This window comes from Dechloromonas aromatica RCB (assembly GCF_000012425.1).
In genome coordinates this window covers 40,552-53,677 of the sequence record NC_007298.1, presented here as the reverse complement: position 1 = coordinate 53,677, position 13,126 = coordinate 40,552, and the positions used below count along the sequence as shown (strand labels likewise).

General features: G+C 59.9%; 12 protein-coding genes. 8 read left to right on the top strand and 4 right to left on the bottom strand.

The genetic code is table 11. The features are described from left to right. Positions 1 to 4 precede the first annotated feature (4 nt). Positions 5 to 1,723 (bottom strand): ABC transporter ATP-binding protein/permease, encoded by a 1,719-nt coding sequence (locus DARO_RS00240; protein WP_041224137.1) that lies wholly within the window; start codon positions 1,721 to 1,723, stop codon positions 5 to 7. Between the two features lie 166 nt (positions 1,724 to 1,889). Here DARO_RS00240 and murB point away from each other — a divergent pair, with 166 nt between their 5' ends. Next, positions 1,890 to 2,903, top strand: coding sequence for a UDP-N-acetylmuramate dehydrogenase (gene murB / locus DARO_RS00235; RefSeq protein ID WP_011285813.1), 1,014 nt, complete (start codon positions 1,890 to 1,892; stop codon positions 2,901 to 2,903). 6 nt (positions 2,904 to 2,909) lie between these two features. Here murB and DARO_RS00230 read toward each other — a convergent pair whose 3' ends face one another. Continuing rightward, positions 2,910 to 3,626, bottom strand: coding sequence for an N-acetylmuramoyl-L-alanine amidase (locus DARO_RS00230; RefSeq protein ID WP_011285812.1), 717 nt, complete (start codon positions 3,624 to 3,626; stop codon positions 2,910 to 2,912). A 65-nt stretch (positions 3,627 to 3,691) separates the two neighbouring features. Between DARO_RS00230 and DARO_RS00225 the strand changes: the two genes are divergently transcribed. Genes DARO_RS00225 through DARO_RS21420 form a run of 3 tightly spaced genes read left to right on the top strand, consistent with a single transcriptional unit; the run spans position 3,692 to position 8,266 of the window. Further along, positions 3,692 to 4,054 (top strand): cupin domain-containing protein, encoded by a 363-nt coding sequence (locus DARO_RS00225; RefSeq protein ID WP_011285811.1) that lies wholly within the window; start codon positions 3,692 to 3,694, stop codon positions 4,052 to 4,054. A gap of 36 nt (positions 4,055 to 4,090) precedes the next feature. After that, positions 4,091 to 4,660, top strand: a complete 570-nt coding sequence (locus DARO_RS00220) for a hypothetical protein (RefSeq protein WP_011285810.1) — start codon at positions 4,091 to 4,093, stop codon at positions 4,658 to 4,660. A 24-nt stretch (positions 4,661 to 4,684) separates the two neighbouring features. Then, positions 4,685 to 8,266 carry a PAS domain S-box protein gene (locus tag DARO_RS21420; protein ID WP_011285809.1) on the top strand — a complete coding sequence of 1,194 codons (3,582 nt, stop codon included), beginning with the start codon at positions 4,685 to 4,687 and terminating at the stop codon, positions 8,264 to 8,266. Positions 8,267 to 8,273: 7 nt separating this feature from the next. On the opposite strand, the gene DARO_RS00210 is transcribed toward DARO_RS21420, so the two are convergent. Next, positions 8,274 to 8,603 (bottom strand): DUF1840 domain-containing protein, encoded by a 330-nt coding sequence (locus DARO_RS00210; protein ID WP_011285808.1) that lies wholly within the window; start codon positions 8,601 to 8,603, stop codon positions 8,274 to 8,276. A gap of 83 nt (positions 8,604 to 8,686) precedes the next feature. Between DARO_RS00210 and DARO_RS00205 the strand changes: the two genes are divergently transcribed. The 4 genes from DARO_RS00205 to DARO_RS00190 are packed head-to-tail and all read left to right on the top strand — an operon-like array spanning position 8,687 to position 12,167. After that, positions 8,687 to 9,337, top strand: a complete 651-nt coding sequence (locus DARO_RS00205) for a hypothetical protein (RefSeq protein WP_011285807.1) — start codon at positions 8,687 to 8,689, stop codon at positions 9,335 to 9,337. Beyond that, on the top strand, positions 9,337 to 10,230 hold the full coding sequence (locus DARO_RS00200) for an ROK family protein (RefSeq protein WP_011285806.1): 894 nt from the start codon (positions 9,337 to 9,339) through the stop codon (positions 10,228 to 10,230). Before DARO_RS00205 ends, DARO_RS00200 begins: the two co-directional genes overlap by 1 nt. Before the next feature lie 18 nt (positions 10,231 to 10,248). Next, positions 10,249 to 10,953 (top strand): MOSC domain-containing protein, encoded by a 705-nt coding sequence (locus tag DARO_RS00195; RefSeq protein ID WP_011285805.1) that lies wholly within the window; start codon positions 10,249 to 10,251, stop codon positions 10,951 to 10,953. Next, positions 10,950 to 12,167 carry an MFS transporter gene (locus DARO_RS00190; RefSeq protein ID WP_011285804.1) on the top strand — a complete coding sequence of 406 codons (1,218 nt, stop codon included), beginning with the start codon at positions 10,950 to 10,952 and terminating at the stop codon, positions 12,165 to 12,167. Before DARO_RS00195 ends, DARO_RS00190 begins: the two co-directional genes overlap by 4 nt. Here DARO_RS00190 and DARO_RS21415 read toward each other — a convergent pair. Continuing rightward, entirely contained in the window at positions 12,111 to 13,094 is a 984-nt protein-coding gene (locus DARO_RS21415; RefSeq protein WP_011285803.1) for an SPM autocatalytic domain-containing protein, read from the bottom strand. The genes DARO_RS00190 and DARO_RS21415 overlap by 57 nt on opposite strands. Positions 13,095 to 13,126: the final 32 nt, after the last annotated feature.

Sequence of the window (13,126 nt, the reverse complement as noted above, 5' to 3'; positions counted from 1 at the left end):
GCGCCTATGGTGCGTCGCGATCTTCCCTGAAGCCATATTCCTCAGCCGGATAAGCCTGCCACCGGCTGTCGCCCGTGAGTTCCAGCACCTGCTTGTGATACTTGAGGATGGCTGGACGATGCGTGACGCTGACCAGGGTCGTTTTCATTTCCTGAAGCAGCCGATAGAGGGCATCCTCGTTGGCGTTGTCCAGCGCACTGGTTGCTTCGTCGAGAATGGCGAAACGTGGCTTGCTGATCAGGATGCGGGCAAAAGCCAGGCGCTGCTGCTCGCCAACCGAGAGCACCTTCTGCCAGTCCATTTCAACATCCAGCCCCCCAAAACGGTTGGCCAGATCAGGCAGGTTGACCCGCTCCAGCACCTTCAGCAACTGCGCATCGGCAATCGACCGCTCCTTGTGCGGATAAAGCAGCTGGCTGCGCAAGGTGCCGAGCAGCATGTAGGGCTGTTGGGGCAGGAACAGGATGTCGTTCGGCTGCGGCCGGTAGATGGTGCCACTACCGGCATACCAGATACCGGCGATGGCGCGTAGCAACGAACTTTTACCGCTACCGCTCTCGCCGACAATCATCAGCCCCTCGCCTGGCTTGACCGCCAGCGACAGATCGCGGATCAGCGTCCGTTCGTAGTTCGGCGTCTGCAGGGTGAGGTTTTCCAGGGTCAGATGCGACGCATCCACCGACAAAATGGTACTGCCCCTGCCGACATGGCCCGCCGGATGGCCGGGCAGAAAGCGGGCCAGGGCATCGAGACGCTCGATACCGGCCGCAAAGCGACTCAGGCTTTCGAAATTCTCGACGATCAGTGAAAAGGCGCTGAGTATCGCAGCGAAAGCACCGGCCGCCTGTATCGCCCGGCCAACCTCCAGTTCCCCCGAGAGCACTCGCGAGGCGATGATGGCACTGGGCAGCACGATGGTCATCAGGCCATAGGCGTGCTGGAAGAAATTGAGTCCCATCTGGCTGCGGATTAGGCGCTTGAAGTTCTTGAAAGCAGCGGCAAAGCGCTGCCTGACCTGTTGCAGTTCCTGCGCCTCGCCCCGGTACAAGGCAATCGATTCGGCGTTTTCACGGACACGCACCAGACTGAAACGAAAATCCGCCTCCCGCCGCAACTGGTGGAAGTTCAGGTTCATCAGCCGGTTGCCGAAGACCAGGATCGTAATCAGCGTCCCCCCAATGGCGTAGAAAACCAGGAAATAGACCAGCTCATGGGAAATCGACCACAGCACGCGGCTAAAGGCAGCCAGTTGCAGGATGGACCCAATGAAGATCAGCAGGAAATACAGCGAACGCTGGGTGAAGGTATTGATATCTTCGGCCACCCGCTGGTCCGGGTTGTCGATTCCGGCATTGGCATTCAATTCATAGAAATGCCGGTGGCTGAAATAGCTTTCCAGAAAGTGGTGGGTCAGCCAGCGCCGCCAGTGGATGCCGAGTGTGTCCCGGACAAAGTAATACAGGGTGTAGATCGGCACCGCCGCAACCAGCAAGCCCAGACAGAACTTGATCGAATTCCAGAAACGCTCTTCGTCGCGGGCAGCGAGAGCGGAAGTAAATTCCCCGGTCTGCTCGTTGAACAACACGGCAAACTTGGTTTGCCCCAACAACAGCAGAATCAGCAGCGCCAGCAGCCCCCAGGCTTTCAGTCGTTCGTCCTGGCGCCAATATGGCGAGGCTATGGCCCAGAATCGCTGCCAGAGGTGTCGGTCGGCCGGCTTCATTATCGTGTCGCCATGGAGTTGTCCGGGGAGCCGAAAATCGGTCGCCACGTAGTGATCATGTTTTACTCCCCGGCCGCTGCCCGGGTCAAGCACCGATCTGCCCCCTGCCCGCCATAAACCAACAAGCAACTCCAAACCAGGTCAAAAATCGACGAAAATCCTGCCTATGAATCCCAGCACCAACGTCGACCTCACCCCATTCAACACCCTCGCCCTCCCCGGCCGCGCAGCGCGCTATCAAAAAGTCACCGCGCCCGAGGCGTTGACCGCGCCCGAGCTGGTCAAGGAAAAACGCTTCATTCTCGGCGGCGGCAGCAATCTGGTGCTGACCGGCGATTTCGATGGCCTGCTGCTGCACATGGCCATCCCCGGCAAACGACTGGTCAAGGAAGATGCCGAGGCGTGGTTTATCGAAGCCGGCGCCGGCGAGAACTGGCATGACTTCGTGCAATGGACACTGACCCGCGGCTGGCCGGGCCTGGAAAACCTGAGCCTGATTCCCGGCACAGTTGGTGCCGCACCGATCCAGAATATTGGGGCCTATGGGCTGGAAGTCGCCGATTGCCTGCATTCTGTCACCGGCTGGGATTTTGAAAAAAAAGCGCTGCTGACGATTGATCGGGACGATTGCCGTTTCGCCTACCGCGACAGCCTGTTCAAGCAGCAAGGCTGGCATTTGAACGGTAGGATCGCCATCACCTCGGTGATTTTTCGCCTGGCCAAGGCCTGGCAGCCGAACATGCGCTATGCCGACATCGCTCAGGAACTGGCGACACGAAAAATTGCCGCGCCAAGCGCTCAGGACATCGCCACGGCAGTCATCGCCGTCCGCCAGCGCAAGCTGCCCGACCCGGCAGTGACCCCCAATGCCGGCAGCTTCTTTCACAATCCGGTCGTTGAAGCCATACAGGCCGAAGCCCTGGCCGACGCTTACCCGACACTACCCCGCTACCCGCAGCCCGATGGTCGGGTCAAACTGGCCGCCGGCTGGCTGATCGAACAGGCCGGCTGGAAGGGCAAGGCGCTCGGTCCGGTCGGCATGTACGAAAAGCAGGCACTGGTATTGGTCAATCGCGGCGGCGCCACAGGCCAGGATGTGCAGCGAACCATGGCTGCCGTACAGGCTGCCGTGCGGGAAAAATTCGCGGTCGAACTGACGCCGGAACCGATATTTCTCTGAAGCAAGCTATTCAGCGGGTGTGTCGCTTGCCTTGACGAACAGACAGGCCGCGATGCCGGTGGCCACGGCATCGGCCATGCGCGCCTGGCGCTCAGGATCAAGCAACTCCAGCTCTTCGTCGCGATGCTTGATGACCCCGGCCTCGAACAGCACGGCCGGCAAGGTCGTCCGGTAAAGCACGACCAGATTGTCGTAATACCAGACACCATTCTCGGCATCGGCCGGGACATGCTTGCGGGCATGCCAGTCGGACGGCACGAAGCCGGCGCGGCGCATCATGGCGCCGATCGTGGAGGCGCAACGCAGGCTGGTTTCGAGATCCGGGTTCTGCGCCGAAACGAAGAGGCCGAAACCGCGCTTGACCTCGGTATAGCGCAGCGGCTGACCATTCCACTCCCAGTTAAGCAGCCACGGTTCGCCGACCGAGTCGTGATGAATGGCGATGAAGAAATCGCTGCCGATCGCCGCGGCCGGACGAGCGGCCAGACTGCCGATCTTGCCGTCGAAATTGACTTCCAGAACACCTAGCTCATGCTCGCGCAACGTTGCCGCCAGTCGCCCGGCAAAGTCCCGATTGAACTCGAATTCTGTTCGCCCACGGGCGCTGATCGCCCCCGTATCCTTGCCGCCATGGCCGACATCCACCGCAACCAGCGGTGGCGCGGCGATCACTGCCGTCGCCATCAGGAAGAAGGGGGATATCAGGAAGCGGACAAAACTCATGCACGAATTATCGCGGCAAATTAAGATATTTGCCCCAGCCCTGCCTAGCTCCTGATTTCCTGACCATGCCCAAGCTCACCGCTTTTTCGACCACCACCCCACCCCCATCCTATGACCGGCCCAGGCCGGACCGCCTGGTCAAGGGCAACCCGCTGCGCACCACCTGGGAACATTTCCTGACCGAAAACGGCGATCTGTCGGCCGGCATCTGGTCCTGCGAACCCGGCGCCTGGAATATCGCCTTTGCCCCAGGAAAAGATGAATTCTTCTGCATCATCGAGGGCCGTCTGCGGATCACCGACAGCGACCAGCAAGCCAGCGAATTCGGCCCCGGGGATGCCTGCATCATTCCAGCCGGCTTCACAGGCACCTTCGAAGTTCTCGAAGCCGTCCGCAAACACTATGTGCTGATAGAACGGCGGACATGAATTGCGCTATAGTTTGGCGGAAAAAGAGGGGAATACATGACTGTCGAGATAAACCAACCACGCGGTACTAGCGCCCATATGCCGGACCTCAACTGGAGCCAGGTCCGCGAGACCGTGCTGATGCTTGAGCTCTCTGCCGTGCAGATCGAAGCCGCGATGAAAGACAGCAACGCTTCCGTCGAAGTGCTGACCGACTCGTTCACCACCATGGCCGGTTACATGCGGATGATTTCCGATACCGTCCAGACCCTGCCCGACCAGGGTGAAGTCGGCGTCGCCAAACAGAATCTGACCGGCGTTTCCGAGCACGTCTCCGGCATGGTTCATCAAGCCATCATCGCCTTCCAGTTCTACGACAAGCTGGTTCAGCGCCTCGCCCACGTCGGGCTCAGCCTGGGCGACCTGAGCGATCTCGTTGCCGACAGCCGTCGTCTGTTCAATCCCGCCGAGTGGGTCGGCCTGCAGGACAAGATCAAGACCAAGTATTCCACCCGCGAAGAAATCGCCATGTTTGATGCCGTCATGAATGGCATGCCGGTTCAAGAAGCAGTCGACAAGTACATGGCCGAAATGAAGGAAAAGAGCGACGACATTGAGCTCTTTTAATCCCGACTCGCCCCCCCCTTGACCATGGCGCCTTCCAGCCAGATTCCGGCTGAAGCCCTGGAAGAAGCGCTAATGATCGCTGGGGTGGGGTGCTGGTCATGGCACACCGAAACCCGGCAGTTTAGGATCTCGCGCAATTTTCACAGCCTGCTGGGCTACAGTCCGGATGCGCTGCCGGAAACCCCTGAGGCCTGGCTAGCGCTGGCACATGCCGATGAGCGGCCGCAACTGAGCACGCTGTTCGCAAGACTGAGCGCGAATACCGCTCGCGGCTACCCACCCTTCACCTTGCGCCTGAAGCATACCAATGGCCTGTGGCACTGGTTCGAGGTACGAACCCCGTGCACTGGCACGGGAGATGGTGCCGCACCGCTTGTTATCACCTTCAACGAGATCACCCAGCAAAAGCAGGCCGAGGCTGCGCTACGCGACAGTCAGCTGCGCTTTCGGGCGCTCTACAACACCTCTCCCCTCGCCTTCATTCTGTGGGACCGGCAGGGCCATATTACCGAATGGAATCGCCGGGCCGAGCAGATGTTCGGCTGGAAGGCCGCTGAAGTCATCGGCAAGCAGGTACACCACCTTCTGCTATCAACCGAGCACCACGAGGCCTTTGCCGATACGGTTCGCGCGGTCATGCACGGCACCGGTACGGGTAAATTTACCGGCCCGGCGCATGGCAAGGACGGCGTGCTGCTTGTCTGCAACTGGTACAACGTTGCCTTGCGGACAGCACAAGGCAAGTTGGTCGGCATCCTGTCGCTGCTGCTCGACATCACCGAAGAGCGCCTGACTCACCAGCGCATCGAGAAAAGCGAGAAGATCTATCGGACGCTGGTGGAAACCTCGCCCGATGCCATCCTGCTCCTCGGCCTCGATGGCGGCCTGAAAACGGCCAACCAGCAAGCCCACCGCCTGTTCGGGCTCGACGAAATGCTTGATCTCGACTCAACCAATGTTCGCGACCTGCTGCCAGATAACGCAAGTACCGAGCACTTCCTCGACGACCCTGAAGATTTCAACGGCTTCATCGTCACCCGCCAGTTGTCGATGCAACGCCTAGATGGCGGTCGCTTCGATGCTGACACAGCATTTACCACGATCATGGACTCGACCGGGCAGCCCACCGGCATTGTCCTCTTCGCCCGCGACGTTACCGGAAAACTGCAAGCTGAACGCGAGCTGGAGGCGCATCGCGAAGACCTTGAACGTCTGGTTCAGGAGCGAACCTACGACCTCGAAAATGCCCACGACACCTTGGCCAAGATCATCGATGGCAGTCCGGTACCCACCCTGGTGCTCGACGCGGATCACAAGATCACGCACTGGAACGAAGCCTGCGAACAAATCATCGGCGTCAAGGCTGGCGATATCGTCGGAACAAGCAACCAGTGGAAGGCCTTCTATCCATCTCAGCGCCCGATCATGGCCGATCTCGTGCTCAACGGTGAAATGGCGCAGATTCAGGCACTGTATTCCGATAAATACCGGCGATCCAGGCTCGTACAGGGCGGTTACGAAGCGGAAGATTTCTTCCCCATGTTCAAGCGCTGGCTATTCTTCACCGCCGCCCCCTTGTACGACAAGCAGGGCAGGATCGTCGGCGCCATCGAAACCCTGCAAGACATCACGGAACGCAAACAGGCCGAAATTGCCCTGACAGAAGCCAAGCACGCAGCCGAAGCGGCCGCTGAAGCCAAAGCGGCATTCCTGGCCAACATGAGCCACGAAATCCGAACGCCGATGAATGCCGTCATCGGCCTCGCCCACTTGCTGCTCAAGGGCGACCTTTCGGGCAAGCAACGTGACTACATTTCCCGCATTCACGGTTCCGGGCAAATGCTGCTTGGGTTGATCAACGACATCCTCGATTTCTCGAAGATCGAAGCCGGACGGATGGTGCTGGAGGAAACCGAATTCGCGCTCGACGATGTGCTCGATAACGTCACCAGCGTTCTGCTGCATCGGGCCCAGGAAAAGGGCCTGATCATGCAATATGTGGTCGAACCCGATGTCCCGACAAATCTGCTTGGCGACCCGCTGCGCCTCGCCCAGATCCTGATCAACCTGCTCGGCAATGCCTTGAAATTCACCGCCAGCGGCTCGATCACCGTTTTCGTTCGCCGCCTGCCCGGAAATACCGCGCGCGCCGAACTGGAAATCGATGTCCAGGACACTGGAGTCGGCATGTCACAGGAGCAGCAGCAAGTCCTGTTTCAGGCCTTCAGCCAGGCCGACTCGTCAATTACCCGAAAATATGGCGGCACGGGCCTTGGCCTGACCATCTGCAAGCGGCTGGCCCAACTGATGCGGGGCGATATCTGGGTGACCAGCCAATCAGGTGTCGGCAGCACCTTCACGTTCACCGTAAACCTGGGCCTGAGTACGCTCGAAGCCAACCCGCCGCTCAGCGCGATGCGTCGCGCATTGGTCGTCGACGATAGCCCGCTGGCTCGCGCCATCCTCATCCGTCTACTCGAAAAACACGGCTATTCGGCGATTCCGGCCGAATCCGGAGCAGAGGCCTTGGGCCTGCTCGCCGATACGAGGACAGCCCCCTTCGAATTCGTCACCATCGATTTCAATATGCCGGGCATGGACGGCCTTGAACTGTCCGAGGCCATCCGCAACCAGATATCACCGTGCCCTCGACTGGTCATGGTCACCGCCAGCGATACGGCCGCCCTGGGTAGCGATGAACGCCTGCACTGCGTCGATGCCGTGCTCAGCAAGCCGGTAACGGCCGCCCAGATCGGCAAGCTGGTCAGGGACCGGGAATTGCAGAATCACGCCAAGCCAAATGCACCGGCACCACTGGCCGGCCTCCGTATCCTGCTGGTCGACGACATGCCGACCAATCTGCTGATCGCCGGTGAAATGCTTGAATCCTTCGGCATCACTGTCGATACTGCCGACAATGGCGTGCTTGCCTTGAAAAAAGTAATCGACGAAGGTAACGACTACGATATCGTGCTAATGGACATCCAGATGCCGGAAATGGACGGCCTGGAAGCCACCCGCCGCTTACGTGCCGTTGAGCGCAGCCAGAGTCTGCCGATCATCGCCATGACGGCAAATGCACAAGATTCCGAACGCCAACGCTGCCTGGCGGCTGGCATGAATGATTTTCTGACCAAACCGATCGATCCAGGCTTGCTGCAAGACACGCTTTTCCGCTGGCGCCCCCGGCAAGACACAACTGCTCCAACAAGAAAACAGGAGACGATTCCCATGACACCCGCCGATGGACTGCCGGATCTTCCTGGCATAAATACAGCAGAAGGCCTCAGACGAATGATGAACAAGCCTTCGCTTTACGAAAAGGTATTGCGCGATTTCCACGCCCGCTTCACTGACGAGGCCAAAGCCATCCGGGCAGCCATTTCGGCTGGTGATTTTTCGACGGCTGAACGCCGGGCCCACAGCACCAAGGGACTAGCCGGCACGATCGGCGCGGTGGGACTACAAAATGCTGCCCTGAACCTCGAACAGGCACTCCACAATGGCGAGGCGGCGCTGGAATCCATTTTTGATCAGTTCGAAAACGAACTGAGCATCGTCATCGGCAGTATCGCCCGCGCCTTCGGCATTGATCTGGCCGGTTGATCCAAGGTCAGAACGCTGCCGAGGCCTCCCAGACAATATTGGCCCTGGCCCCGCCCCGGCTTGTTCGATCAAGCATATCGATCAATGGCCAGGCACGCTGGCCGAGTGCGACCACCGGCTCCTTCTTCTTTCCCGTTTCATCGAACTCGTCATCCTGCGGCGGCGCCTCAGCCCGTTGCACTGCCTCGCGCAAGACCTGAGCTGCAGCAGCCATTTCGGCCTGGGTAAAAGCGCCACGAGCCGTGGTTTCCTTGCCAATGGCCTGCAAAAGCGGTCTGGCAGCCTCGGCAAACATCAGAATTTCCCCGGTTTCGCTGGATATAAAGCGGACTAGCATGATTTTCCCTTTCACTGCACCGATTCCATGTTGTCACATCGGCAGGCCTTCATGCACAATGAAGCAAAGCGGGGAGACAACACATGACAATGAATATTACCGCCAATCCTCTGGAGACAGGGGCTGACGAACTGGAGCGCTTCGCTCTTGAAGAATGCGTAAAACGACAACGGGTTGATCGTCGCGTCTCTGTCCTGATCATGTCGGACACGCGCTGTGAGATGGCGCTCAAGTTCGCCCGCCTCGGCGCGCAGGTCGTTGTTGCGGATGATGCCAGCCTCCAGACCGATATCGAGGGACGAATACTGGCCGCCGGACTGAACGAAGAAATTTCATTTAGCCCCTGTGCCCTGTCCAGGCTACCGGAAGAGATACCGGGCGAACCATTCGACATCATCATCATTCGCCGCGGCATGTGCTCCATGCCCTATGAGCAAGCCCGCCAGGTAGTTCGCCAACTACTGCTCAAGCTGAAAATCGGCGGCAAATTCTATCTCTCCGTTCTCGGCCTGCACTCGGAACTCAGCGAAGGCTACACCGCCGGAGAAGCGACCATCGACCAGCGCTTTGCCGAACTATCGCCTGTCCTCGCCGAGAAATACGACATCCGCCAACCCGTCTGCCTGTACACCGAGCGCAACCTGTTCATGCTCCTGCTCGAAGCCGGCGCCAGCGTCCTGCGCACCCTGACCACCACCTACGGCAACGTCAAGGGCATCGCCGTCCGGGTCTGATGCGCCTCGGCATCGACCTTGGTGGGACCAAGATAGAGATCATCGCACTAGCCAGCGACGGTCACGAGTTGCTGCGCCAGCGTATTGCAACGCCACAAGGTGATTACCTGGCCACCCTGATGGCCGTGGCTGGGCTGGTCGAGGCAAGCGAATCGAAACTCGGCCAGCGAGGCAGCGTCGGCGTCGGAATTCCCGGCGCCGAATCGCTGGCCACCGGGCTGATCAAGAATGCCAACTCGACCTGTCTGATCGGCAAGCCGCTCAAGCGCGACCTGCAGGCACTGTTGCGGCGAGAGGTCAGGCTGGCCAACGACGCCAACTGCTTTGCGCTGTCTGAAGCCATCGATGGCAGTGGTCGCGATGCCAATATCGTCTTCGGAATCATTCTTGGCACCGGCGTCGGCGGCGGCATTGTGGTCAATCAACAGGTACTGGCCGGTGCCAATGCGATTGCCGGGGAATGGGGGCACAACCCATTGCCCCTGGCAGCCGCTGACGATCTCCCCCTGCCCACCTGTTATTGCGGCCGGTCGGGGTGTATCGAAACCTATCTTTGCGGCCCGGCGCTGACGACCGATCATTATCGCCATACCGGTGAAACGCTGGCGGCAGCCGAGATCGAGAAGCGCGCCATAGCCGGCGATACGGCCTGCGAAGCCACGCTGCAGCGCTACGAGGACAGGCTGGGACGCGCCCTGGCTGGCGTCATCAACATCCTCGATCCACAGGTCATTGTCATCGGTGGCGGCTTGTCGAACCTGCAACGGCTGTATCGCAACCTGCCTGAACGTTGCACCCCGTACGTTTTCTCGGACGTCATCTACACGAAATTCCTGCCGCCCAGCCACGGGGATTCCTCGGGGGTCCGCGGGGCGGCGTGGCTGTGGAATTGATGGCAAAATCCGGAAACCATGGCAAACGTTTCCCTATTTATTGGCGGCATCCGGCCGCTCCCTGAATCCGGCCGACCAACCGGCATGTACAAGCAAGCGGTCACCACCGAACTTGTACTCGGCCCGGAAGGCTTCATCGGCGACCAACAAGCCGACCGGCGCGTCCATGGCGGCCCGGACAAGGCCGTTCATCTCTACCCGGCCCGCCACTATGCCAAACTGGCGGCTCGCTTCCCTGAAGCTGCCGCCCAACTGGTCATCGGTAGCCTGGGTGAGAATATCTCGACGGCCGATATTGACGAAAACGATGTCCGCATCGGCGATATCTGGCGCCTCGGTACGGCCCGCCTGCAACTTTGCCAGCCTCGCAACCCGTGCTGGAAAATTGACGAACGCTTCGCCAGTGAGGGCATGGCGGAATTCATCGCCAGGGAACGGCTGACCGGCTGGTACTGGCGGGTGCTCACCCCCGGAAATGTTGCCCTGGGCGATACCCTCGAGATCGAACGGGCAGCCTCCGCGGCCTTCACATTGGCCGAGGCGATGCAATGCTGGCAAGCGCATCGCCCGGCACTGGCCGATCTGGAAAGACTGGCTGCCACGCCGGGTATTGCCGAAAACTGGAAACAAAAGATCACGACGCGTCTCGAGTGGCTCCGCAAAAATCCACAAGTATTGCCACCACAGTCACCGGCGTTTCACGTGAAACCGGAGAATCCGTGACTCACCCCGACACCCGAAGCCTGTGGATCAGGCTATTCCTGCCTTTTGCCGCCGGCTACTTCCTCTCCTACCTGTTCCGCACCGTCAACGCGATCATCGGACCGGTTCTGGCGCGCGAACTTGGCCTTGGCGACAACGCGCTCGGCTTGCTGACCAGCACCTACTTTCTGGCCTTCGGCCTGGCGCAGTTGCCGCTCGGCATGCTGCTCGACCGCTTCGGGCCCCGTCGGGTCGAAGCCGGTCTGCTGGTCATCGCCGCCAGTGGTGCTGCCGTATTTTCAATATCGGATGGGCTGGGCGGGCTGGCCATCGGCCGGGCGCTGATCGGCCTAGGTGTTTCAGCCTGTCTGATGGCCTCGTTCAAAGCCTTTTCACAATGGTTCCCCCCTGAGCGCCAAGCCTCGCTGACCGGCTGGGTCATGGCCTCCGGCGGCTTGGGCGCGCTGGCTGCGACCAAGCCTCTGGAAATGCTGCTGGGGTTTACCGGCTGGCGGGAAATCGCCTTTGCGCTCGCTGTGGTTACCCTGATCGTTGCGGGCATCCTGTGGCTGAAAGTACCGGACAAGGCCACGGAACAGAAGGGCGCCGGCCTTGCCGAGCAGTTGGCGGGAGTCCGGACTATTTTTGCCAGCCGCCACTTCTGGCGCTATGCCCCGATGGGCTTCTTCTTCACCGGAGGCTTCTTGGCGGTGCAGGGCTTATGGGTCTCGCGCTGGATGACAGTGCTGGAAGGCATGGAACACACAGCCATTGCCACCCGCCTGACCTGGATCAGCGGCGCCATGCTGGCTGGCTTCCTGTTCATGGGCTTTTTCGCCACCACCCTCGTTCGACATGGATTGAAACTGGAACGAATTTATCTCGGCGCGATGAGCATAGCACTGGCCTGCTTTGCACTGATCAGCAGCCTGCCAACCGTCGCCGGTAATCTGTTTTGGCCGATACTCGGTATCTGTTTTTCGCTGTCCAATATTTCCTACTCGCTGGTTAGCCAGGCATTTCCACCCGCCGTCTCCGGTCGGGCCAACACCGCGCTCAATCTGCTGGTCTTCGCCGGGGCCTTTGGCCTGCAATGGGGCATCGGCAGTTCCGTCGATGCCCTCCAGGCCAATGGCTGGGCTGGCGATACGGCCTACCGTAGCGCCTTCTTTGCGCTGCTAGGCGGCCAGACTCTGGCCCTCGGCTGGCTTCTGCTGTCCGCCCGGCGCAACTGACACGGCAAGGTCGACCTGTTGCAGATGGCCGACCTCGCCGGCTTCGGTCAGATAGACGCCGGCCGCCCGGATTTGCCCCAGCAACTCGTTATCTTCAGTTTTTAACGCAAAAGGCGCCTCGACCGCACCGGTATAGAGCGCCCCAACCCCGCCCTGGCTCAGTGAGGTGTATGAATCACCCGACCAGATGGCGAGTTGTTTAAACGCAGCGTCGCCCTCGTCAATCCAGCCATTGTGGTCACCATCAAGCTTGGCGAGATCGGCAAACCCATTGCCGCTGACCGCGCCGAACAACTCGCTGCCGTTATCTGCCTTGCCGTTGCCATTGCGGTCAAAGACCAGAAATCCACGACCGGCGCCAAGGCCCGGAATTTCCTCCGGTAGGCCATCGGCGTTAAGGTCGAAGGCAATTCGCTCCGTCGTCAGTTCACTCGATTTGCCATCAAAATTGATGATCAATGGGTCGCGCAGTTCGACCGTACCGCTTTCATCCCGTGTTGAACTTTGATGATAATCACGCGCCAGATTGAGCGAGAAATCGAAGGCGATGTCGCGTCCATCGCTGGTCTTGACGCAGCCCTTACCGCAGACCGAGGTCTTTTCCGTCTCGCTCAGCTTCTCGGTCACATGCCTGCTCCAGGTCATCGCACGGCCGCGGGCCGCCGGCGGCAGTTCCTGCGGCAAGGTGTCGCCGGCGGCAATGTTTTCCTCGCACTTCTTGCCGTCAACGGCCGCGAGGATGGCATCGATCAGCGATTGCAGCAGCTTCTGGACGCGCTGCCGGACGGCAATCTGCTCGTCCGGTGCGCTGGTGGCCAAGGTGTCGAACATCTGCCGAAAGCCCATGCTGCCAGTGATTTCCATGCTCCGGCTAGTGCTTGCCTCATGGCTGGCCGAGAGTTGGACCGTTGAATCGAGGATTTTCATGATGCCCTCCTTGCTGTTGATGAATCATCACC

Excerpts from the sequence above, each read along its gene's own strand:
- DARO_RS00240 (WP_041224137.1), bottom strand. The coding sequence starts at position 1,723 with ATGAAGCCGGCCGACCGACACCTCTGGCAGCGATTCTGGGCCATAGCC.
- murB (WP_011285813.1), top strand. The coding sequence starts at position 1,890 with ATGAATCCCAGCACCAACGTCGACCTCACCCCATTCAACACCCTCGCC.
- DARO_RS00230 (WP_011285812.1), bottom strand. The coding sequence starts at position 3,626 with ATGAGTTTTGTCCGCTTCCTGATATCCCCCTTCTTCCTGATGGCGACG.
- DARO_RS00225 (WP_011285811.1), top strand. The coding sequence starts at position 3,692 with ATGCCCAAGCTCACCGCTTTTTCGACCACCACCCCACCCCCATCCTAT.
- DARO_RS00220 (WP_011285810.1), top strand. The coding sequence starts at position 4,091 with ATGACTGTCGAGATAAACCAACCACGCGGTACTAGCGCCCATATGCCG.
- DARO_RS21420 (WP_011285809.1), top strand. The coding sequence starts at position 4,685 with ATGGCGCCTTCCAGCCAGATTCCGGCTGAAGCCCTGGAAGAAGCGCTA.
- DARO_RS00210 (WP_011285808.1), bottom strand. The coding sequence starts at position 8,603 with ATGCTAGTCCGCTTTATATCCAGCGAAACCGGGGAAATTCTGATGTTT.
- DARO_RS00205 (WP_011285807.1), top strand. The coding sequence starts at position 8,687 with ATGACAATGAATATTACCGCCAATCCTCTGGAGACAGGGGCTGACGAA.
- DARO_RS00200 (WP_011285806.1), top strand. The coding sequence starts at position 9,337 with ATGCGCCTCGGCATCGACCTTGGTGGGACCAAGATAGAGATCATCGCA.
- DARO_RS00195 (WP_011285805.1), top strand. The coding sequence starts at position 10,249 with ATGGCAAACGTTTCCCTATTTATTGGCGGCATCCGGCCGCTCCCTGAA.
- DARO_RS21415 (WP_011285803.1), bottom strand. The coding sequence starts at position 13,094 with ATGAAAATCCTCGATTCAACGGTCCAACTCTCGGCCAGCCATGAGGCA.